Raw genomic sequence first — 20876 nt, forward strand, 5'->3', positions numbered from 1 at the left:
ACGTCGGCGAGCAGACCCGCATCGAGGTTCATCGCGCGCAGGAACTCCAACCGGTCGAGCAGCCGGTTCGCAGCGGCGGAATTGTTGCCCGGCTCGATCCGGCGCAGCCAGATGAAGCGACTGATCGCGCTTGGCAGCATCTCGGGGGCGTCACATAAAACGGGCACAGATATACGGTAACGGCGATCATGCCGGCAGCCGGACGGTCTGACGAAACGGGCGCAGTTCGCCATCACGCGGTGCAGGATCGGACCAGAGATAGTCGCCGGTCAGATTGATGTGCTGCCACCCGAGCGGGGAGAGGTGCTGGAGCAGGTCGGGCGACACCGGGCGGCCTTGCCGATCGAGATGGCGCATGGCGGCTTCAAGGTAGGTGGTGTTCCACAGCACGATCGCGCCGGCGACCAGATTGAGTGCGCTGGCGCGGTGTCCCTGGGCTTGCAGGCCGTGATCGCGGATGCGGCCGGTGCGATGGAAAAAGATCGCGCGCTTGAGTGCGTTCTGCGCCTCGCCCTTGTTCAGCTCACGCGTGGCCTGGCGGCGCTCCTCGGGCCGTTCGATCCAGTCGAGCGTGAACAGCGTGCGCTCGACGCGGCCGATTTCGCGCAGCGCCAGTGCAAGACCGTTCGCGCGCGGATAGGAGCCGAGCCGTTCCAGCATCACCGATGCGCTGGTGACGCCGGTGCGGATCGAGGTCGCGAGCCGGATCACGTCGGTCCAGTGACCGGCGATCAGCGCCTCATCGATCGGCTGCGCCGCGAGCGGGGCGATATCCGGTCCGGGCCGCATGTCGGCGAACAAGTGCAGGCGCCGGGCGGCGATATTCGGGATGCGTGGTGCGAAGCGGAAGCCGAGCAGGTGGCATAGCGCGAAGACATGATCGGAGACGCCGCCCCCATCGGTATGGTGGCGCTCGATCGCGAGGTCAGCGCCATGGTGGAGCAGGCCGTCCAGGACATGCGCCGCTTCGCCGGCTCCGGCGGAGATGACCCTGGAATGGAACGGCGCATAACGGTCGGAGACGTGCGTGTAGAAGGAGACGGCGGGATCGCTGCCCTTGTGCGGGTTGATCGCGCCGGTCGCCTGCGCCCGCCTGTCGAGCGGGAAGTTCTGCCCGTCCGAGCTGGATGCGGTGCCGCTGCCGAACATCGCGGCAAGCGGCATTCGGTGCTGCGCATCAGCCAGACTCGCCAGCGCCGTGCCGTAGCTGTCCTCGCGCAGGTGCCAGGCCGACAGCCATCCAAGCTGGCGCTGCGTCACCAGTCCGCACGCCTCGGCCATGCGGGCGTGGCCCAGGTTGGTGGCATCAGCGAGAACGGCGGTGAGGATCGCGCGCGGATCGTCATGCACCCGTCCCGTCGTCAGATGGGTGAAACAGTCGGTAAGGCCTGTCCAGCGATCCACGTCGGCGAGCAGGTCGGTGATCCGGATCGACGGCAGGTGCGCGTAGAGCGGGGCGAGCACGCTTTCCGCTTCGTCGGGCGTGATCGCCCGCAGGGGTGAGATGCGCAGACGACCGTTCGCGAGCTGCACGTCCTCCAGCGTATCGGCTGCAATCTTCGCCTCGACCTCCGCCAATCGACGCGCGAGCAACGCCTTGCGCTCGGCCAGCCAGCCCATGGCCGTATCGGCGACGGGCACGGGCAACGGCCCTGCGTCGCGCATCGCGGCGAACACCGGTGCAGGAATAAGCTGCTGTTCGACCGCGCGATAACGTCGGCTGCCCTCGACCCACATGTCGCCGGCGCGCAGCCGATCGCGTAGTTCGGCCAGCACGCAGAACTCGAATGTCCGTCGATCGAGGGCGGCGCGGTCGATGCGTCGTCGCCAGGTGGCGCGGAGGAACCCGAGCGACACGTCAGGCGGCAGCTTGCGCAGATGACTGCTGCCGAGGTCGCGCATGACGGCGACGGCGTGGGCGAGCGGAGCGCAGGCCGGCACCGCCCCGAAGGTGAATGCGGCGATGAACGCCGGTCCGATCTGGCGGAGGATCGGCGCATTCGAGCGGGCAAGCTCGATAGGGTCGAGCGGGTCCGGGCGGACGAGGCGGCGTGCTTCCTCGACCTCCGTCGCCAGTGCATCCCAACCTATGACGCTCTCGATGGCCGCGAGCGGGTCGGTTCCCCCGTTGCGCGCCGTCATGACCACCTCGCCGAGCCGGGCGAGCAGGCGTATCTTGGTGTTGATTGTTCGCCGGTCGCGCTTCAGCGCAGCCTCTTCGCGACGTTCCGCACGCCGGAAGAGCTGTCCGAACAGACGCTCGAACATCAGCACGGCATCGTCGGTCAGCGTCACCTGCGTCTCGATCGCGGTGGCGACCAACACCGCACGCCTGCGTACCGGGTTGAGCGTGGCGAGATGCTGGGCGGTGAGCCGGGCGCCTTCCTGTGACAGGCGACGCAGCCGTTCGGGGTGGATCGCCGCGACGAGGCCCGGATCGAGGTCGATGGCGCGCAGGACCGCCAGACGGTCGAGGATCGCGGAGAAAGCCCGGCGTCCCGGCTTGCCTGGCGGCTGACGTACCCACGCCAGCACGCTGGTCGATGTGCTGTCATGCCCGTCCAACAGCGCATCGAGCCGGTCGCGCCGCATGACGGTGAGGTTTCGGGTAAGTAGGTCGCCCACATGGCGCTCGGCATCGAGCAACGCCTTGCCGACCATCCGTTCGACGGGCGTGATGCCCGGCACGATGATCCGGCGCCGGCGCAATTCATCGAGCAGCAGTCTCGACAATGCCACGCCGTTGGTCGTCGTCAGCGCAGGCGGCAGGAGCCACGCCTGAAGCTCCACCCGAACGGGCCGGGAGAAGGGCTGAAAGCCAAACACATCGCGCAGCGTGTCGAGCTGCTCGTAGCGGGTCGGACCACGCGCCGCGTAGTCGGCCAGTGCTTCCGGCGCGATTCCGAGTTGCTCGCCGACGAAGGCGAGCGGGGCGTGGCGGATGACCTCGCCCGGCCGGAGTAGCCGCCCCGGATATCGCAATCCACATAGCTGGATCGCGAAGCCGAGCCGGTTGTGCGGGCGCCTGCGGCTGACGATCACGCGTAGATCCTCGGCGCTTAGCGTCCAGTGCCGGACCAGCGTGGCTTCGTCCTCCGGCAAGGCGAGGAGGTCGGCGCGCTGCGCCTCGGTCAGGACGGAACGGCGTGGCAATTGGGATCAGGCCCTGGCGGGGGCGGTCCACCCGATCCTTGCCAGCGTATCGATCAGCGTCGAGCGGGCGACGCCGAAGTTGCGGCACACCGCCGCCTTGCTCGCGCCTCCGTCGAGCGCGGCGGTGATCGCCTCGATCTTCTCCGCGTCGATCATCGGCGGCCTGCCGCCCTGCCGCCCCCGGCGTTTCGCCGCGGCGAGTCCGGCCATCACCCGCTCGCGGGTCAGCGCACGCTCATACTGCGCCAGCGCGCCGAACATCGAGAACAGCAGCTCGCCGTGCGGCGTGGTCGTGTCCATCGCCTCTGTCAGCGAGCGGAAGGCGATGCCGCGCGTACGGAAGTCGGTGATGATCGACAGGAGGTGCGGCAGCGAGCGCCCGAGCCGGTCGAGCTTCCACACCACCAGTGTGTCGCCTTCCTTCAGCCAGGCGAGGCAGGCCTTGAGGCCTGGACGGTCGTCGCGCGCGCCGGACGCCTTGTCGGCATGGATGTGACGCTCATCCACCCCGGCCGCGATCAGCGCGTCACGCTGAAGGTCGACCGATTGCCGGTCGTCGGCCGACGACACCCGCATGTACCCCACCAGCATGTACGACAAACCCTCCCAGCCCGGTTTCCGCATAGTAGAACAAGACGACAGGGTTTGTCGTGCAAATTTGGCGTACTTTGGCTTCCGGTTATCATCAGCTCGGTCCGCCCAGCGGAAATCACCTGTTTGGCGACAGGTCATGGCGGTCGCCCGACCTGTCAGAAGACCTTCCGCAGATTGAAGCTGAACACGCGTCCGAGCGGGTCGAGATAGGCGGGCTGGTAGCTGAGCGGTGTCGCGCCGGCGCGGTCGCGCACCTGCGGGCGGGTATTAAACAGGTTGGTGACGCCGATGGTCGCGCGCGTGCCCTTCAGCCATGCGGGTGCAGCGGAACCGCCGAAGCGTTCGGCAAGGTTGGCGAACAGGCTGAGGTTCACTGTCGCGAAATCGCCGAAGCGCAGGTCGTCCGCGGCGTTGGCCAATCCACCGATCCCGGTTCCGCTCCGCCAGGTGGCCGTGACGCGGGCGCCGAGACCCCGCTTGAAGGCGCCGGCCTGGAACTCGACCTCGTGACGACGCCGGCCACCGCCGAAGTCGACTGCACCGCCGTCGAGCAGGTCGAGTGCGGGAAGACCACCGCGCAGGGTAATCGCGTCCTCCAGGTACCAGTTGTGGTACAGGCTGACGAACACCCGGCTCGTCAGGTTGGCGGCATTTCTGGACATCGCGCTCCCCGGCTCGGCGCGGGTGAAGACGGCATTCGGCAGCGCCCGCCGGGCTTCCGCCTCGCTCGCAAACACCCGCGTCCGGGCGTTCTGAATGCCTGGGGGAACCGGTCCCAACGGCCGGGTGAAGTTGATGCCCCAACGTACCTGCCCCTGACGAGACTCGGCGAAGTTGAGTGGACGTCCGTCGATCCGCTGAAGCCGCCCTTCGCCATCGCGCGTGAAGCGATCAGGGAAGGCGGCCTCGATCCGCGGCGTCACAATCGGAAAGGCGGCGATCGGATCGTCGATCCGCGTGGCGACATAATCGAGGCTGAGGGTCAGGTCGGTGCGGGCGAGGGGGCGGACGTTCAGCCCGATCCTGACGACGTGACGATCGTCGGGACGAAGGGCCGCATTGCCGCCCGATACTCGCGTGACGTCGACCACCTCGCCCCGGCCGATATCGAACGTCCGGACATTGGGGGTGACCAGCAACGGTCCGCCGAGCTGCTCCAGCGTCGGCGCGCCTTCCTCATTGGTGACGGAAGCGATGAAGCCGACCGCATCCACCGGTGACCAGGCAAAACCGTAGCCGAAGGTTCGCAAGGTTCCGGCATCGGACAATCGCTCGACCGCGAGGTTCACGTTGGCGGAAAGGTTGCCGATCGGGGACGCTATCCTGCCGGCACGGCTGAGAAGTGGAAGGTCGAGACTGACCTGCGCCGACGCCCGGTCGCGGGAAAGGTCGGATCGGCCATCAGGGCCGCCACGTGACGATCGGCCCTCGAAGTCGCGAACATCGACACCGCCGCGCACGCTCGCCGACACCGGTCCTGCGGGCAGTTCCAGAACCGGGCCGGTCAGGAGAAGGTCGGCATTGGCAAGCGTGTCGATCGACCGTGCCTCGTCGCGCATGACGATCGTATCGGAGACATCCGTGAGCACCTTGGTGCTGGTACGGTCGTAGTTGCCGGTGAACGTCCACAGCCACCGCCCGGTCCTGCCGCCCAGCGTGGTGCCGAGGTGCCCGACGCGACGGTCGCTGTCACGCCGCAGCGGGCCATCCACGCCGAGCCCGAACAGGCTCGCGCTGCTGTTCGCCTCGAAACGGGCGTTCAACGTCGCCGACACGTCGCCCAGGACATGACCGCCGACCAGCACGTTGACGGAACCCTGCTCGCTTGACGGCAAGAGCGTTCGGAACCGGCCGAGCTCCGGCGATCCGGAAAACTGCTGCACATCCCGGTCGCTCTCCAGCAGCGACGCGGCGCGGTTGTACGTCGCGCCCAGGCCGATGCGGGTATCCCCGCGGAGCCTGAGATAGTCGACATTGCCGACGCCGTTGTCGCGCCCTCCGTCGGTCGGCGCAATATAGCTGACTTGGCCGACGCGAGAGATGAAGCGCTCGTACGTCACCACGTTCACGACCTTCTGATCGGCTCGATAGCCGTATCTAAGCGCCAGTTCTTCGGGAAACACCTCCATCCGCTCGATCGCTTCGGTGGGTATCCGGGCGATCTCGGAAAAGTCCGACACGCGCCGGCCGTTGAGCAACGTGACGGGGCCGCCGTCCCCGCGCCCTCGGTTGCTCGCCACCTGCGGACCGATCGCCTCCAGCAGCGCGCCGATATTGTCGGCACCGAACGCCCTGATGTCGAGCTGGTTGAACGTGCGTTCGGCCGGAAGGTCGCCGACCACCGCACCACGTGGCCGCTGTCCGGTCACGACGATGTCGCTTCCGTTCGCGCCTGCACCGGGCTCACCCGTCACCCTCGTAAGCGCTGACGGATCCTTGCGGAACCGCTCTTCCAGCTGACGCTGAATCTCGGGGGGCAGAGGCTTCCCATCGGCACCGCGAAACTCCATCCGGGGTACGGTGCCTTCGGCAGGGATCGGCGTGTCGGCGGGCACATCCGCCCGGCCCGGCGATGTCGGAACCTGGATCGGCGGAGTGGAAGCGGCAGTCCCTGACGTCTGCTGTGCGTGAAGCCCGCTCGACGCCACCCCCGCCAGCAACCCCGCCACGAATTTGTGTCTCACCTTCATGCCATTTTCCCCTGACCGTTCGTCCGGGTGGCGTTCAAGCGGAGCAGGGTAGCGTGGTGATGGCCGTTCGGTAGCGAGCCATGATACGCAAATGCTACATGACCTTGGTAGAACCACGTCATGAAAGCCGAGATTATCGCAGCGAGCACGATCCTCATCGTCGACGACGATGCCAGCATCCGCGATGCGCTCGCAGACTTCCTCGGCGGGCACGGCTATGCGGTCCGTACCGCCGGCAACGCCGCGACGTGCGAACGCGAACTGGCCGAGGCATCCGTCGATCTGATCGTGCTCGACGTGATGATGCCGGGAGAGGACGGGCTGTCGCTGTGCCGCCGGCTCGCCCCCGCCGGTACGCCGATCCTGATGCTCAGCGCGCTGGACGCCGTGACAGACCGGATCGTCGGGCTGGAAGTCGGCGCATGGGACTATCTGACCAAGCCGTTCGAGCCGCGCGAGTTGCTGGCGCGGGTGCGGGCGCTGCTGCGAAGGCCGGGGGCGGAGCGTCCCGCTGCCGGCCGCGCATCCGGCGGAGTGGTGTTCGCCAGTTGGTGGCTCGATATGGCCGAGCGACGTCTGCGCGATCCCAACGGACGCGTGCTATCGTTGAGCGAGGGCGAACACGCATTGCTCGCAGCCTTCGTCAGCCGCCCGGGCCGTATCCTCACGCGCGACGCGCTGCTCGATCTCGCGCGCGGGCTGGACGCAGTGTCCTATGACCGGGCGATCGACATCGCCGTCAGCCGCCTGCGTCGCAAGCTGGCCGAGGCGCATCCGGACCCCCTGATCGAGACGGTGCGCGGTGTCGGTTACCGCTTCCTGCCAACGGTCCATCCGGCATGAGGCGCGCACCCAGCGCGCTCGTGGCGATCGGCGGCTTCGGCGTCGCCGTCGCCACACTGAGCGTCGCGACCACCGCCGCGATCGTCATCCTCGCGCCTCAGCCGCCCGTGCTGCGCGTCAGCGCAGGCGAAGCCATCGCGGCGTTGCACAGGCCGGTTCCCGGATTCGAACGCCATCTCGTTGCCGAGCCGCCCCAAGGTGCGCGCCTGAAGATGCTGGAAGGACTGATCGCCGCTGAGTTGGGCCGGTCTGCGCGCGACGTGCGGGTGACATGGCCGGACGGTACGGCGCGGATGGGCATGCATGTCCAGAAGGCGACGATCAAGATGGCGCGCAGCCCCGGTGCCGCTGCGCTGCCGCCGGCGTTCGTCCTCGTGCAGCGGGCGCAGGGCCGGTTCGATATGGTCGCGCCAGGTGCCGCAGGCGGCGTGGCCCGCGCCGCACTGATCAGCCTGCCGATGACCGCCTTCACGACGAGCGTACGACAGCCGGACGGTCGCTGGCTCAGCGTGGAGCCTGCGCGGCCGTTCCTCGGCGGATGGCAACGCAACATTCTGATCGCCTTGGCCATCAGCCTCCTGCTGCTTGCTCCCATCGCATGGATTTTCGCGCGGCGGCTGACCCGCCCTTTTCGTGCCCTCGCCGGGGCGCTCGACGACGATCGCGCATCTCCGCTTCCGCACGAAGGACCGCGTGAACTGCGCGAAGCGGCCGCGGCGATCGCCGCGATGCGGGACCGGCTCGCCATCGAGGCGGCAGAGCGCGCGCGGATGCTGACGGCGATCGCCCACGACCTGCGCACGCCGCTGACCGGCCTTCGCCTGCGGATCGAGGCCGCGCCCGAGCCGCAGCGTGCCCGCATGGTCGCCGATGTCGAACGAATGCAGGCGATGATCGGCGAGGTTCTGGCCTTCGCCCGCGACGCCGCCGCGCCGGCCGAAGTGGTGGATGTCCGGCCTCTGCTCACTGCAATCGTTGAGGATATGGGTCAGCGCAGCGCGATCGTCCGGCTCCTGCCCGGTGACGAAGCGCGCGTTTCAGTGCCCGAACTCACCTTCCGGCGCGCAGTCGAGAATCTCCTGCGTAACGCGATCGATTATGCAGGGGGCGGCAGGCTTACCCTGCGACAAGCCGACACCAATGTGTGTATATCGATAATCGATGACGGCCCCGGTATTCCGGCCGGCGATCGGGAGCGCGTGCTGCGTCCGTTCGAACGCGGCGACGCCTCTCGCAATCGCGACACGGGCGGCGCAGGCCTTGGCCTCAGCATCGTCCGCGACTTCGCGGCCGGACACGGCGGTGACTTCACCTTGGCCGATGCCCCGAACGGCGGAACCATCGCGACGCTTAAGTTGCCTTCTGCGTAACGGCCCGCACCGTCCGTCGGCCTTGCCCAGGCGCTAGCGTATATCTGTGCCCGTTCTATGTGACGCCCCCATCTCGGTCGTCAGCCGGTCGAGCCGGGTGCAGGCGACGCGATCAAGACGCGCAGCAATCCGCTTCTCGATCCCGCGCTCGGCCGCGACCAGCGCGTCGGCGCACAGCCGCTCGATAGTGGTGATCGCTGGCAGGATGGTCATGGTGTCGCGGCAGCGGGCGACGAAGCGCCGGGCGAGATCGTCGTTCGAACGCGCCTGTTCGGCTTCGACGAGCAGCCAGTCGCGGAATGCGCGTGCCGGTGCGCCCTGACCCGGGAACGCCCTGTAGCCGTAGGTCCGGCGCAGCATCTCCATATGCTGCTGGCGGGTCTGGCGTCGCACAGCATAGCGGACGAGCGCGTCGCCCGCTATGCCGAGTTGGGCACCGAGGAAGGCGGACACCGCCAGCGGGATGACCTCGCCTGGTGCCAGCATACGGCCGGGATAGCGCAATGCGCACAGTTGCAGCGCGAAGCCGATCCGGTTCTCCGGCCGGCGTCGCCGGTCGATATGGATCAGGTCGTCGTCGGCCAGGATGTAGTGCCGCAGCAGCGATGCCTCGTCGCTCGGCAGGTCGAGCAGCGCCGACCGCTGCCGGGCGCTCAGGATATGGCGGCGCGGCATGGCCCAAGTGTCCCGGTTGAACAGAAGTCTGTTTTGGACAACACTGACCCCGCGCAGATCAAGGGTTTTCGAGGCCGGTTTTCGGGAAGGTTCAATTGGGACAACGCGCCGCCATCTACGCCCGCGTCTCGACCGCCGACCAGTCGTGCGAGCGGCAGTTGCGCGACCTTGCCGGTTTCGCCGAGCGGGGCGGCTATGAGGTGGTGGGGACTTTCCGCGAAACCGCCTCGGGCATGAAGGCCAACCGCTCGGCACGCGCCGAGGTGATGAAGCTGGCGCAGGCCCGCCATATCGATGCGATCCTCGTCACCGAACTCAGTCGCTGGGGCCGGTCGACGCAGGATCTGCTCGATACGCTCAACCGGCTGTCGGGCTGGCGGGTGTCGGTCGTCGCGATGAGCGGCATGACGTTCGAGGTCGACACACCGCACGGGCGGATGATGGCGACGATGCTCGCCGGCATCGCGCAGTTCGAACGCGATATGCTGAGCGAGCGGGTGCGCTCCGGCCTCGCCGCGGCACGGGCGCGTGGTCGAAGGCTCGGGCGGCAGGCCGGCGACCAACCCAAGTCCGACCGGCTCGCCCCCAGGGTTCTGGCGCTCGTCGCCGAAGGCCGCAGCTATCGCTGGATCGCGCGCGACCTCGGCCTCAGCAAGAACACTGTCGCCGCGATCGTAGGCCGGTCGCGGGTGGACACGGAACCCGTCGGCGAGGTGGTCGTCTGAGATGACGGAAGGTCAACGCCTTACCGGTGGACGCACCACCCCGGGAGTGGTTCGGATAGGCGATACCGTTCGTCGTCCCGTCACCCACAACGTGGCGTTTCAGCATGACTGCCTCCTGCATCTTGAATATGTCGGGTTCAGCCAAGCGCCCAGGTTCCTCGGTATCGACACGGCAGGCCGAGAGATGCTGTCCTTCATCCCGGGCTCGGTTCCTGATGATCTCGGCTATTACACGGACGCGCAAATTCGCATGGCCGCGGCTCTGCTGCGGGGTTTCCACGATGCCACCACCACCATGCCTTCGGTCAGGGAAGGTGGCTTCGAGGTCGTGTGTCACAACGATTGGGCTCCTACCAACACCGTATTCCAGGCCGATGAACCGAGCGCGATGATCGATTTCGACACAGCGCGTCCGGGAGAAAGACTCTGGGACGCGGGATATTCGGCCTTCACCTGGCTTGACCTCGGCAACGATGACTATTCTGCCGATGAGCAAATCCGCAGGTTGGATGTTTTCGCGCACGGATATGGTTGGCCGGAATGTACGGTCGCCCGATTGGCGGTCTATGCCTTGGCCAGGCAAACCGCCTTGGCGGCATCGACCCGCGCGCGAGGCAAGTCGGAGATTGCGGATTGGGCCGCCGGTTGCGCTGACTGGACCGCGCTCAACATCGTCGAGCGGCTGCTCCCCACTGGCTACTCCTGACCCTTCACGACCCGCTTAGGGTGTCATTTCGCCCTCAGCCGGAACCGACCCCTTCCTGTTCGTTGGTCGCGGTGGTGAGGTTAAGTGATTCTGTTAAATAGGAATCGTTAAGAAGGTTAAGGGGTCCAGAAAGCCGAATATTCCCAGCGTTATCAACGGTCTGCGGAACCACGTGGTGGGTGATACCCCGTGATTCGGTGGGTGATCCCCCGATATCACGGTGGGTGATCCCCCGAAGCAATGGTGGGTGAAACCCCGAGCCGCCGGGCCTCAAAAGCGGCGTCCGTAACTGGTTATCCACAAGCAGATGGTCCCGCCGGTGTTGGCGCAAGCTGCGGGCAGCCGGTTGGTCGCCTTCCGCCGGTGGGTGATACCCCGATAGTTACTGGGTCGGTGGGTGAAACCCCGATAGTCAGCGCCTCCCGGCAAGCCGGTCCATGCGGGCGTCCACCTCCTCAGTGCGTTGGCGATCGGCGTCGAAACGTGCGCGTCGCTCTTCTTCGGCTCGCGCCTTTTCAGCAAGCGCAAGCGCCTCGGCTTCGCCGCGCCGCTTGAAACGCACTGCGGGGCTCCTGTCTGCCGTCTCCGTCAATTCCATCGTATAATCGGGGAGCTGGTCGGCCTCGATCACGCGACGGAGCATCCGGTTGAACTCCTTGGGCTGCGCATCACTGCCGGTCTTGTCGCGGAGCAGCTCGACGCGACACACCCACCCACCCTGCTGCGATCCGACGTGCTTGCGTCCGATGCGATACAGCGCCCGCTCCAGCCCGCCCGACAGAAGGAAATAGTCGGGGTGCATGGTCAGCAACGACTTTTCGTTGACGATCCCCTCGTAAACCCAATCGGACAGGGTCAGCGTCATGCCGCGGGGCTGTTCGGTGTCGGCGTCGGTGTCAAACGTCCAGCTATCCAGCCAGTTGAAGCCAGCCTTCTGCCGCCGCTTAGTGGCGCGAATAGAGGTCGTGATGCTGGTGGTCTGAAGCCGGAGAAGCGCCGCCTGTAGCTCCTGATAGTCCCGGCCGCCGGTGCTGCGCTTGATCGCGCGCAACAGGTCGTAGGGCGTCGTCGTCAGCGTACGAGGCAGGTCGTTCAGGCCCTGCTGCTTCATGCGGTTGAGCGTGGATGCCGCCCATATCAGAATATCGGCATCCCATATCGTCGCCATGCCGTAGTCGGGGATAGCCTGCACGCGCACCCATGCCTCGCCGTCCGGGCTCTTGTACTCGATCGGCTTCAGGCGCTTGCGCTTCTGGAGCGAGAAGAACGGCCGCTCCATGACCTCCCGTTGGTCGCGAAGCGGAAGGTCGCCCAGCGCCGGGATGAACAGGTCGAACTCGGGGTTGGGATCGCGTCGCTTGGTCACGGCGCAAACCTGGTATGGCCTCGCTTGACCAGATACTGGCGGAGCAACCGTTCGGTGATGACGGTCAGCGGCTCACCGCCCTCCTCGACGCTGAGCTGACGCAACGCGCGGTGCATGTCCTCGGGAATGTGGATCAGCACCGGCTTCTTGCCCGGATGACTGCTGCGGCGCGCGGGTGTGGCCGGCGCCGGCGCGTCGGCGGGCCGCTGCGATCGGCGCGGGGACACAACCGGGCGCGGCTCAGGCGCGGTATCGGCAACGGGAACCGGTGCCGGCTCCACAGCTTCGTCATCGAAGATGCCGGCGAGCGCGGAAGGCTTGCGCGCCATTATGCTGCCTCGCTTACTGGCTTAGTCGTAAAGCCGCTTAGTCGCTTAGCCTCGGCGTAGCTGGCGCGCAGCTCGGCCGCCGCCTTGCTGTCGGGCTCGGTTTCGCTCGCGGTGCGCCCCAGCGGCGTCGCCTTGTAGAAGTCCTTGCGATAGTGGAGCCGGCTGTCGAACAGCGTCACGCCCTTGGCCGCAAAGCCGGCGCTCGCCTCCTGCCCTTCCCCGCCCTGATGAGGCACTTGGGTAAGGATGACGGCGAACGGCGTCCCCGCCTGCTGCACCTGCTTGACCGTCTGCAACACCGAATGAACGTCGAGCCCGCGCGGCGCAACGGGGATGATAACGAAATCCGCTTGCTCGGCCGCGAGCATGGCAATGTCCTTCGAGTTCGCCGGCGTGTCGATGATGATAAGGTCGATCTTGCCGCTGCTGCGCCCACGCGAGACGTGGAGCGGCAGGCCCGCGACGCTGCTGTCCTTCACCATCACGTCGTCATCGTCGCGGCGCTCAGACCAGTAGAGCGCCGATCCCTGCCGATCGTCGGCGTCGAGGATCACGACGGCTGCACCCTCCCTCGCCGCCTCGACGGCGAAGCCGGTCGATAGCGTGGTTTTTGACTGCCCGCCTTTCTGCGCGATGATAGCCCATACCTGCATAGCTGCTGCTCCTTACTAAGCGGCTAAGCGACTTATGCCGCTTAGCCGCTTAGTCGTAAAGTCTCTTAGTCCTTATCTTCACCGGCACCTTCGTCGGCGTCCAGCGGATCATGACGCATCGCACCGTGCCCTTCGATCGCACACACCGGCGCGCCCACTTCCTTCAGCCATTTGCGCGCGGCCCTCACCGTGTAGCCGCACGTCTTGCACTCGCATTTGAGCAACCGCGTCGCCTGCTTTTTCGGCCGCGTCGTCTCGCCGCCGGTATCGAGCCGGGCATGGGGGAGGGGGCCTGCGACCGCGAGGATGGACGCAACTGTCGCGAGGAAGGCGTCGCCCGGCGTGGTGGCGGTCATCTTCCCGACCAGACCAAGCCCTACCGCAAGCCGTTTAAACGCCTTCCCGTGCCCGGCTGGAATGCCGACTGCGGCGTGGACCAGCTCGTGCGCGAGGATCGCCACGATCTGCGCCGGCATGGCGTCGGGGGCATGCGCCAGGTCCGGCCGGATGAAGATCTCAAAATGGCCGTCACCGCTGCAACGGTTGTCCCAGCACTCGCCGATTGCGCGGCCCCGCGCGCCGCGGCTGGTAAAGCCGATCGCGACGCGAACGCGGGAGGGCAGGGGGGCGTCCAGCGCCTCGAACAATGGCGCCATGCCGATCGCCACCCGGTTCAGCCAGCTCTCGCGATTGTCGTGATCCATGTTCCGTCTTTCTTCCTTGCATCGCCCTTGGGCGATGGCACTCGGCCATCGGCCCTGCCTCGTGGCGAACAGCGGGGGGTGAGGGGGCAGCGGGAATCTGCCGGGGTGGTGCGGGCGCACGGAGCGAAGCGGAGGAGCCACGGCCCGGCTGATTGCCGTTGCTGGAGAGGGGGGCGGCGCTCCCCTTTCCCCTCCCCGACAAACCTACGTCGCCGGCGTTGCCGGCGTCGCTCGGCGGGCGTGTCCGCGCCCGCTCGCGCGAGCGATCGTCACCCGCACGGGGCGAGACGCTGCAAGCGGCTCGATCGGAGCGAAGCGGAGATAGAGCGCGATCCGGAACGGACGCGCAGTTCCTGCTTACTGGCTTAGTCGCTTAGTCGCTTAGTCGCTTGGTCCATTCGCGTCAGAGCAGGGCACTGGATCGTCCAACGACCCGGTTCATGTCGTCGCCAAAGACCGAAAGTGGCCGGTACAGGTCCGTTCCGTTGATGTTGACGGCGTGCCGCTCATCGCCCGTCGCCAAAACGCGGTTCATTACTGCCGCGTGGGTCGCGTCGGGCATATAGATCGCCGAAAAGCCCATACGCTTGTAGAGGCTCATCCTGGAGCTGGTCCAGAACTCCTCCGGCTCCTTGAAGAAGCCGAAACCGACGCCTTCGATCGAGTTGGCGGAATACAACAGCCGCTCGCGCGCGACCTCGCTCTTGATCGATATCACCAGGTTGGTCGGGGCACAGGGTATCAGAATATCGCCCAGCGCCTGCAAGGATGCCATTTTGCCGCTGTTCATCAGAACATGGCCCGGCATTTTCCATACCGGCCATCCCGTAGCGTCAGTGAACATGGCAGGAATGCCGGCGCTGGTCAGAACCTCGCTGCAAAGCGATTCCATGATCGCTCCGCCAGCTCCACACGGCATGGCCGGACCCGGATTGAAGCCTGGCCCCTTATGCGGATGCTGTATGAGGAAGGCGTCATGCACATTTGCTGACGTAATAGGCGTGCCAAGGGTAAGCTCGCAGAAGTGAACAATGGCCCTTGCGGACGAGGGTATCTTGATCTGGTTGTAGAGGCAGGGGCACGCCCTGAGAAGTCGGTCAAACGCTGCCTTGGGCATAGGTATCTGCTGCGTCTGCCACGGGAATAGCAGGTTCGGCACCGGACTTGGCGGCACTGTGGGGCCATTGGAGAAGTTCGCATTCAGCCACGCCGCTGCCGCGGCCTTGGTCCCCGCCTGCAAGCCAAGGGCAGGATGATCGACTATTTGCTGCCAGCTCAGCGGGTTTGGGGCCGCCGGGCAATGAGGATGAAGACAAAGCACATCGCACGATAGCGAGCCGCACCAACGGCGTTAAGGCTTTGCCCGGCAGGACGACAACGGCGCTCTCCTGCCTCTATCGGCGTCGCATCACGGCCACGCCAAGGGCTTTTCAGGGTGAACCTAGCCCAACTCCGTGAGCGGTCGTCACCCGCAGGGCGAGGGGCCGCAGCCAGCCGAAACTGCCACGCCGGCTCCCACCCATACATTATCGGAACTATCTTGATACCTTGCCGTTTTTATTGCATATATAGTGATACTAACAGGGAGGTATCCATGAGCGACATTGTAGCGGTATTCACGTCGAAGTCGGTTGAGACAATTTTGGCGGACGGGGGGTCGCAATCTTGGGCCTTGGATCGGGTACGCGCCTCAAGGTGCGATTATCTGGTGGTATGCCGCAATGCCAACGATCAGCCTGAAGGCCCGGAACCGCACGGGTCCGCATTTCTCGTCGGCAAGGTGTCCGACGTGGTGGCCTCCACCGAGACGGCGGGCCGCTACAAGATACTCATTAGCCACTACGCACTTGTGACCTGGGAGGAGGAGTGGGGAGGGGCGCGCAACCCGGTCGCCTACTGGAAGGACAGCGACTACACGGACGATGAGGGCAAGGTGCGCGACTTCAAGGCGCTCGACTTCAAGAAGGTGGAGGATTTTGCGGTGGATCGGGCTAAGGACAATGCCCCTGCCGGCCTGACGATCGCCGCGGCGAAGGCGGGCTTGGCAGCAACGTTCAATGTGCCCGAAACCGCTATCGAGATCACGATCCGCGCCTGACCTGTCAGGCGCGGTGGGCAGATACATTCAGCAAAGTCACCAAGGCATGGCGAAAGTCTCCCCGCGCGGGGGCCTCGCCATCGCCCGCTTCGAGCCAGTCCAGCCCGGAAAAACGCGGGTCATAGGGGTGGTGGACCCTGCTGCGGGCAAATGCGTCGAAAGCTGTCGAGACATGCGGCGGCTGCTCGGCAAGGGAAATCGGCCCCGTACCGGCGAACCATTCGTCCATAGCTTCAATGAGGCCAAACAGCGCCCGCAAGGCCGATGGACTTGCTGCAACCGGACGAAGAAATGGGGGCCAATCGTGGGCGATGGCGCGTTCGGGCACATCGGCAGGCAAGTGGCCCAGCTCCCGCCGGAGATTATCCATCCAGCGGAGCTGCGGACGATCATGGTTGAGGCGCGTCACGTCAGCCCCCGATCGGCAGCAACCGTACATCGCCGATGAAGCTCTCCAGCGTCTGGAGGTGCGGGCGAACGTCCTTGGGAAATGTATCGGCAATGCCGGCAGGCACCACGAGCTGCACGCCCGCATTGGTCATCTCGCGGAACTGCGGCTCGGATACGCCTTCCTGCAAGGTCAGCAGGTGCTTGGCAGGAATGCGATCGGCCTCGTTGAGGATTTGCCGCCAGCGGTCCTTGCACGTCGTCTTCACCGCCAGCATTCGTAGCCGGTCGGCAGGGAAATCTGCGTCGCGATAGGCGGCAACGGAGGGGAACAGGAAGTCGGGTCGCTTGCCGGGTTCGGATTCCGGCTGATGGGCGAAGTGTGTTCCTTCGATCAGCCGCTCCTCCATGAAGATCGCGCGGGTATGCAATTCCAGCGATCGGCCGGACCTCGCCTTACGGCGCTGGAGAACGGTCTGAGCACGGGCGATGAAGTCGTCCACCGACGCGAACCCGGCCTGTATGTGCGGCAGCTCGATAGCCTGTTCGACGCTGCGGAAAATCTCGAACTCGCAATCACGGCGACGCATCAGCCGCTTGTCGGGATCGAGGCCGGCGTCAGCGCGCAGCTCGACGGCCTTGCGGATGATATCGACACCGGACGGAAACTTCGTCCGCCATGCCGCCGGGATTTCATCGTCGGCGAGCCAGCAGTTCGCCCGCACGGGCGGCCCCTGCAACAGGCCGAGCAATCCGCCCTGCGCCGGCGGCCACAGCAGCCATTTGCCTGGTTCAACCGGACCAACGCGATCCTCAACCAGATCCTCTTCCGTTTCGTGCCGGCAAACCCAGACATGGCAGCCGGCCACCTCGGGCGGCGCGACCTTGCGGAACGCGAAGATGGTCAGCGCACCGGTGCTTTCCGGATCGAGCAGCGCAGACGCCCCACCCCCGAAGTTCGTGACCCTCGTTTCATCACGGCCGCGCTTGGCGGTCGTGTCGTGATAGTGGTTGTTATACCAGACCGCTCTCACCTCCCGGTGGTCGGCATGGGAATCGACGTACAGGCTGAACCATACGTCAGGGTTCTTCACGTCCTTGCGGTTGAGTGCAGGAAAGATCGGGAACAGCACCTCGCGCGGGATGTAGGGGCCGGCCTGATGGCTCTCGTTCGCCAGTGTGTCGTTGCCCGACAGGCGTTTCACGTACCAGACGAAGCCCGGGCCGCCATATTCGTCCATCCACTCGACAAGATCACCCACCGGCACGCAGCGTCCCCCTGATCTCCCCCCGTTTCCGATCGGAGCGGAGCCAGTCGGCCGCGAGTGGCATGACGGCGTCCGCCCCGATCCGGCCGGGGCCTTTCATCGAGCATTCCCAGATTTTCAGCACGCGCCATCCAGCATGGTCAAGCGCAGCCTCCACCTCGGCGTCGCGCTCCTGATTACGCCCGATCTTCTGCCGCCAGAAATCCTGCCGGGTCCCCGGCCAGCGGAACAGTGGGCAGTCATGCGCGTGCCAGAAACAGCCGTGAATGAAGATGACCGCGTGCCACCGTGACAACACCATGTCGGGCTTGCCGGGCAGGGCGCGATCATGAAGCCGGAACCGGAAACCAAGCGCGTGAAGGCCGCGCCGCACCACCAGCTCGGGTTTGGTGTCCTTCCCCCTGATCCCGGCCATCATGCGGCTGCGCGTCGCCGCATCGACTATATCACCCGGCAAGCGCCAGCTTCCGCTGAAGCCGTTCCGGCGCGATCTCGGCGCGATCGACAAGCCACGGCAGCATATGCTCGGCGACCGCCTTCACTACCGGCACCACGACGGCGTTGCCGAACTGGCGATAGGCCTGCGTGTCGGACACGGGAATGATGAAGTCGCGGCCATCGGGTTCATCGAACCCCATCAGCCGGGCACACTCGCGCGGCGTCAGCCGGCGGGGGTTCTTTCCCTTTTGCTCGACAAGGATTTCCGATCCGTCCTTGTAATACCGTGCCGACAGGGTGCGGGCGACGTCGTTCGGTCCGACCAGCCCGAACCCAAAGCCGTTGCCCGCTGCCTTGTGCTTGTCGGCATATCCTTGGAGGTAGCGCCACAGGTGATCGGTCAACGTGTACTTTTCCGACACCGAAGCGATGTTGCCCCGGGTGTAGGGGGAGTCCAGCTCCTCGGTGCCGTCCTCGGGATGCAGGATGGTGCCGAGTTTTGGCCCGTTGAGCATGTCGGGCAGCACGAGGTCCGCGAAGGTGAAATCGTTGGGATCACGGAAGCCGACAATAAAGATGCGCTCGCGTTGCTGGGGCACGAACGCCTTGGAGTTGATGACCTTCCAATGGACCTGATAGCCCAGCTCGGCCGTCAGCGTGCGGTGGATGACCTCGAACGTCCGGCCCTTGTCGTGGTTGACCAGATTCTTGACGTTCTCCAGCAGGAACGCCCGCGGGCGGTGGTGCTGGATGATTTTCGCCACGTTGAAAAACAGCGTGCCCTGCGTCTCGTCGGCGAAGCCGTGCGGCCGGTTGAGCGCGTTCTTTTTCGACACCCCGGCGATTGAGAAGGGCTGGCACGGGAAGCCAGCCAGCAGCAGGTCGTGTGCCGGGATGCTCTCCACCGGCACCTTGGTTATGTCGCCGGCAACCTCATGCTCGCACTCGTAGTTGGCGAGGTAGGTGGCCTGCGAATATTTGTCCCACTCACTGGTAAAGACGCATTCGCCATACTCATCGAAACCGCGGCGCAGGCCGCCGATACCGGCGAACAGGTCGATGAAACGGAAGGCTTTGCCCGGCGATTTCGTCTGCGGCTTCGCCGCTCGACTATCGCGGATCATCGTGTCGAGCAGCTTCACGGCCGCCCGGCGTGGCCGCGTCAGCCCGCGCTCCCAACGATAAACCGTACTGCGGGAAAACCCCGCCAAGTCGGCAAGGGCATCTACGCTGATGCCGGCGCTGGTACGAAGACGGGAAAACTCGGATACGGACGGCAAGCGGCACCTCTGGGAAGATTTGTGCCACAATGACGCTGTGATTCCCCTCAAGCAAGAACAAAAGGCGATTCATTTGCCGTAAGATCGTCAAGCCCGCCATCATCTGCGACCAGCTATGCCCCCATGCCCGAGGCTTCGATACCGCTGTGAGGAAGGGGACGGTTGAGAGTGCGCCAAATGGCTACCCCCCCGTCACCGACAATTGCAGACAATAACCCGCCCTGCCTTACGACGGCTCCTGATCTCCAGCCGGGAGGTATCGTACCTTTATCCCAGAACCTCTCAATATCCTGAGTGCCGCCCGTTGAGCCTCCAGCCACCTCTTTTCACCGGCAAACCCATTTGGAAGTACAACTCTACGGATAGGAGACCACGCAATGGCTCGTGCACAATCACTGCATGGAAATCTGGTGCAATACAGAGTAGCTCCTTCGAGATTTTTTCCGGCCAAATAAGCTTTAAACAGGGCGGCCCGCTCGGCATGTTCTATGATATGATAACGGTCCTCGGTAGCTACCCCCAAGTTCGCGGCTTCCATTTCAGCCTTTAATCTTGGCGGAATGACGTTCGAGGACCGCGCGAGTTCGCCACTGGCGTTAGCGATTACAGCCCCAACTGCGGACTGAGGCACGGTTTTCGCCTTTGGGTCGTCGGTGTGGAGCCTCTCTGCGAAGGCCTCCGCAAGGTAGAAGCGATCGGCTTCTGTAAGGGACGAAAAGCGCACTATGGTGTTCCGTACAAGGGGGTTTGCCGATGCTGCTTACACAGGCACAGATTCGTGGCCTAAACATTGTTTCCAACGATGTGCCGGGCGGTTGGCGGCCCACCTCCTACGATGCGACCGTTGGGGATATCGTAATCGGCGGCAAGATACTCAGCGAAAACAGCTACGTTATCCCCCCCCGGGGGGTGGCTTGGGTGGTGTCGACAGAGACCTTTGCACTGCCCGAAACAGTAACCGGTCTGGCTACTTTAAGAACAACATGGACACACAAGGGTGTGCTGGCTCTCAATGTCGGGGTCGTCGATCCATCTTGGACGGGCTCCCTTTCAACGGCTCTCGTCAATCTGAGCAAGACACCTTTTCCCATTTCAAAAGGCGATCCGTTTTTCCGTGTCGTATTCAATCGGCACCGGGCATCTGGTGCAGCACCATCCGGTCAACCCAGAGACGCTTACCTTCGTTCGACCACAGAAAGATCAGCGCTGTTTGCCCGGACCTTCCTAGATATGGACTCCCTGTCTTCGGAAATAGCGAAGGAGATACTCGGCTTCCCAAAAATCGCCGCTATTATTGGTGTCGTAGCGGTCCTTGTGTCGATAGCGGCAATATTTGCGCCCATTGGTTTCAGCACATGGTCAGAATACCGCCAGATTCCGGTCAAATACGACCAGCTCTCCAAACGAGTCGATGATATCAATGCCGATAACATCAACAAGAAGATCATTGAATTGGAGCGCGAGATTGCCGTTTTGCGCGCGCTTAGCCTCGAACGGCAGAAACCGGCACAGGTCAGGACCATCAGGCAGTACGCACCTCCTCATATCGTAGTAAACGCCAACCAGAACGCGCAGCCTTGATCTCACAACTGCTGGC

Annotated in this window: 19 protein-coding genes and 1 pseudogene; 6 read left to right on the forward strand and 14 right to left on the reverse strand. The window is 64.9% G+C overall.

The genetic code is table 11. The annotated features are described in order from the left end of the window. Positions 1-186: 186 nt before the first annotated feature. From RF701_RS17400 to RF701_RS17410, 3 genes are all read right to left on the reverse strand, one after another. Positions 187-3153 (reverse strand): Tn3 family transposase, encoded by a 2967-nt coding sequence (locus RF701_RS17400; RefSeq protein ID WP_308815720.1) that lies wholly within the window; start codon positions 3151-3153, stop codon positions 187-189. A 6-nt stretch (positions 3154-3159) separates the two neighbouring features. Beyond that, the gene (locus tag RF701_RS17405; RefSeq protein WP_285139558.1) at positions 3160-3744 is read right to left on the reverse strand and encodes a recombinase family protein; all 585 of its coding nucleotides are present in this window, start codon (positions 3742-3744) and stop codon (positions 3160-3162) included. A 158-nt stretch (positions 3745-3902) separates the two neighbouring features. Continuing rightward, positions 3903-6161, reverse strand: coding sequence for a TonB-dependent receptor (locus tag RF701_RS17410; RefSeq protein ID WP_308815721.1), 2259 nt, complete (start codon positions 6159-6161; stop codon positions 3903-3905). A 396-nt stretch (positions 6162-6557) separates the two neighbouring features. On the opposite strand from RF701_RS17410, the gene RF701_RS17415 reads away from it, so the two are divergent. Continuing rightward, positions 6558-7280 carry a response regulator gene (locus tag RF701_RS17415; protein ID WP_308815722.1) on the forward strand — a complete coding sequence of 241 codons (723 nt, stop codon included), beginning with the start codon at positions 6558-6560 and terminating at the stop codon, positions 7278-7280. Then, on the forward strand, positions 7277-8650 hold the full coding sequence (locus tag RF701_RS17420) for a cell wall metabolism sensor histidine kinase WalK (protein WP_285139561.1): 1374 nt from the start codon (positions 7277-7279) through the stop codon (positions 8648-8650). Before RF701_RS17415 ends, RF701_RS17420 begins: the two co-directional genes overlap by 4 nt. A 72-nt stretch (positions 8651-8722) precedes the next feature. Here the strand turns inward: RF701_RS17420 and RF701_RS17425 are convergent. After that, a pseudogene (locus tag RF701_RS17425) lies at positions 8723-9325 on the reverse strand (DUF4158 domain-containing protein); the annotation flags it as partial. Between the two features lie 95 nt (positions 9326-9420). Between RF701_RS17425 and RF701_RS17430 the strand changes: the two are divergent. Then, a complete protein-coding gene (locus RF701_RS17430) occupies positions 9421-10050 on the forward strand; it encodes a recombinase family protein (protein ID WP_076709881.1) in 630 nt (209 codons plus the stop codon). 1 nt (position 10051) lies between these two features. Then, positions 10052-10756: a phosphotransferase gene (locus RF701_RS17435; RefSeq protein WP_083748081.1), complete on the forward strand. Its 705-nt coding sequence runs from the start codon at positions 10052-10054 to the stop codon at positions 10754-10756. A gap of 412 nt (positions 10757-11168) precedes the next feature. Here RF701_RS17435 and RF701_RS17440 read toward each other — a convergent pair whose 3' ends face one another. The 5 genes from RF701_RS17440 to RF701_RS17460 form a co-directional block, all read right to left on the reverse strand. Then, the gene (locus RF701_RS17440) at positions 11169-12122 is read right to left on the reverse strand and encodes a replication initiator protein A (RefSeq protein WP_308815801.1); all 954 of its coding nucleotides are present in this window, start codon (positions 12120-12122) and stop codon (positions 11169-11171) included. Beyond that, positions 12119-12451, reverse strand: coding sequence for a hypothetical protein (locus RF701_RS17445; protein ID WP_308815802.1), 333 nt, complete (start codon positions 12449-12451; stop codon positions 12119-12121). Before RF701_RS17445 ends, RF701_RS17440 begins: the two co-directional genes overlap by 4 nt. Then, positions 12451-13104, reverse strand: coding sequence for a ParA family protein (locus RF701_RS17450; RefSeq protein ID WP_308815803.1), 654 nt, complete (start codon positions 13102-13104; stop codon positions 12451-12453). The genes RF701_RS17445 and RF701_RS17450 overlap by 1 nt, the downstream gene beginning before the upstream one ends. 65 nt (positions 13105-13169) lie before the next feature. Next, positions 13170-13808: a transcription elongation protein SprT gene (locus RF701_RS17455; protein WP_308815804.1), complete on the reverse strand. Its 639-nt coding sequence runs from the start codon at positions 13806-13808 to the stop codon at positions 13170-13172. Positions 13809-14211: 403 nt separating this feature from the next. Beyond that, positions 14212-14700, reverse strand: coding sequence for a hypothetical protein (locus RF701_RS17460; RefSeq protein ID WP_308815805.1), 489 nt, complete (start codon positions 14698-14700; stop codon positions 14212-14214). Positions 14701-15402: 702 nt separating this feature from the next. Between RF701_RS17460 and RF701_RS17465 the strand changes: the two genes are divergently transcribed. Next, the gene (locus RF701_RS17465) at positions 15403-15906 is read left to right on the forward strand and encodes a hypothetical protein (RefSeq protein WP_308815806.1); all 504 of its coding nucleotides are present in this window, start codon (positions 15403-15405) and stop codon (positions 15904-15906) included. A 4-nt stretch (positions 15907-15910) separates the two neighbouring features. Here RF701_RS17465 and RF701_RS17470 read toward each other — a convergent pair whose 3' ends face one another. From RF701_RS17470 to RF701_RS17685, 5 genes are all read right to left on the reverse strand, one after another. Next, positions 15911-16315 carry a hypothetical protein gene (locus tag RF701_RS17470; protein ID WP_308815807.1) on the reverse strand — a complete coding sequence of 135 codons (405 nt, stop codon included), beginning with the start codon at positions 16313-16315 and terminating at the stop codon, positions 15911-15913. 1 nt (position 16316) lies between these two features. Beyond that, positions 16317-17561: a type II restriction endonuclease gene (locus RF701_RS17475; RefSeq protein WP_308815808.1), complete on the reverse strand. Its 1245-nt coding sequence runs from the start codon at positions 17559-17561 to the stop codon at positions 16317-16319. Further along, on the reverse strand, positions 17548-18069 hold the full coding sequence (locus tag RF701_RS17480) for a very short patch repair endonuclease (RefSeq protein WP_308815810.1): 522 nt from the start codon (positions 18067-18069) through the stop codon (positions 17548-17550). Before RF701_RS17480 ends, RF701_RS17475 begins: the two co-directional genes overlap by 14 nt. Beyond that, positions 18008-19330 carry a DNA (cytosine-5-)-methyltransferase gene (dcm, locus tag RF701_RS17485; protein ID WP_308815811.1) on the reverse strand — a complete coding sequence of 441 codons (1323 nt, stop codon included), beginning with the start codon at positions 19328-19330 and terminating at the stop codon, positions 18008-18010. The genes RF701_RS17480 and dcm overlap by 62 nt, the downstream gene beginning before the upstream one ends. Positions 19331-19505: 175 nt before the next feature. Next, complete coding sequence (locus RF701_RS17685) at positions 19506-20003, reverse strand: deaminase (protein ID WP_374758665.1); 498 nt, start codon at positions 20001-20003, stop codon at positions 19506-19508. 29 nt (positions 20004-20032) lie between these two features. Between RF701_RS17685 and RF701_RS17490 the strand changes: the two genes are divergently transcribed. Next, on the forward strand, positions 20033-20860 hold the full coding sequence (locus RF701_RS17490; protein ID WP_308815812.1) for a hypothetical protein: 828 nt from the start codon (positions 20033-20035) through the stop codon (positions 20858-20860). Positions 20861-20876 lie beyond the last annotated feature (16 nt).

This window comes from Sphingomonas sp. GV3 (genome assembly GCF_031082075.1).
Taxonomy (GTDB): Bacteria; Pseudomonadota; Alphaproteobacteria; order Sphingomonadales; family Sphingomonadaceae; genus Sphingomonas; species Sphingomonas beigongshangi.

Coding starts and splice junctions, on each gene's coding strand:
- RF701_RS17450 (WP_308815803.1), bottom strand. CDS start 13,104: ATGCAGGTATGGGCTATCATCGCGCAGAAAGGCGGGCAGTCAAAAACC.
- RF701_RS17490 (WP_308815812.1), top strand. CDS start 20,033: ATGCTGCTTACACAGGCACAGATTCGTGGCCTAAACATTGTTTCCAAC.
- RF701_RS17455 (WP_308815804.1), bottom strand. CDS start 13,808: ATGGATCACGACAATCGCGAGAGCTGGCTGAACCGGGTGGCGATCGGC.
- RF701_RS17460 (WP_308815805.1), bottom strand. CDS start 14,700: ATGGAATCGCTTTGCAGCGAGGTTCTGACCAGCGCCGGCATTCCTGCC.
- RF701_RS17435 (WP_083748081.1), top strand. CDS start 10,052: ATGACGGAAGGTCAACGCCTTACCGGTGGACGCACCACCCCGGGAGTG.
- RF701_RS17415 (WP_308815722.1), top strand. CDS start 6,558: ATGAAAGCCGAGATTATCGCAGCGAGCACGATCCTCATCGTCGACGAC.
- RF701_RS17465 (WP_308815806.1), top strand. CDS start 15,403: ATGAGCGACATTGTAGCGGTATTCACGTCGAAGTCGGTTGAGACAATT.
- RF701_RS17405 (WP_285139558.1), bottom strand. CDS start 3,744: ATGCTGGTGGGGTACATGCGGGTGTCGTCGGCCGACGACCGGCAATCG.
- RF701_RS17445 (WP_308815802.1), bottom strand. CDS start 12,451: ATGGCGCGCAAGCCTTCCGCGCTCGCCGGCATCTTCGATGACGAAGCT.
- RF701_RS17420 (WP_285139561.1), top strand. CDS start 7,277: ATGAGGCGCGCACCCAGCGCGCTCGTGGCGATCGGCGGCTTCGGCGTC.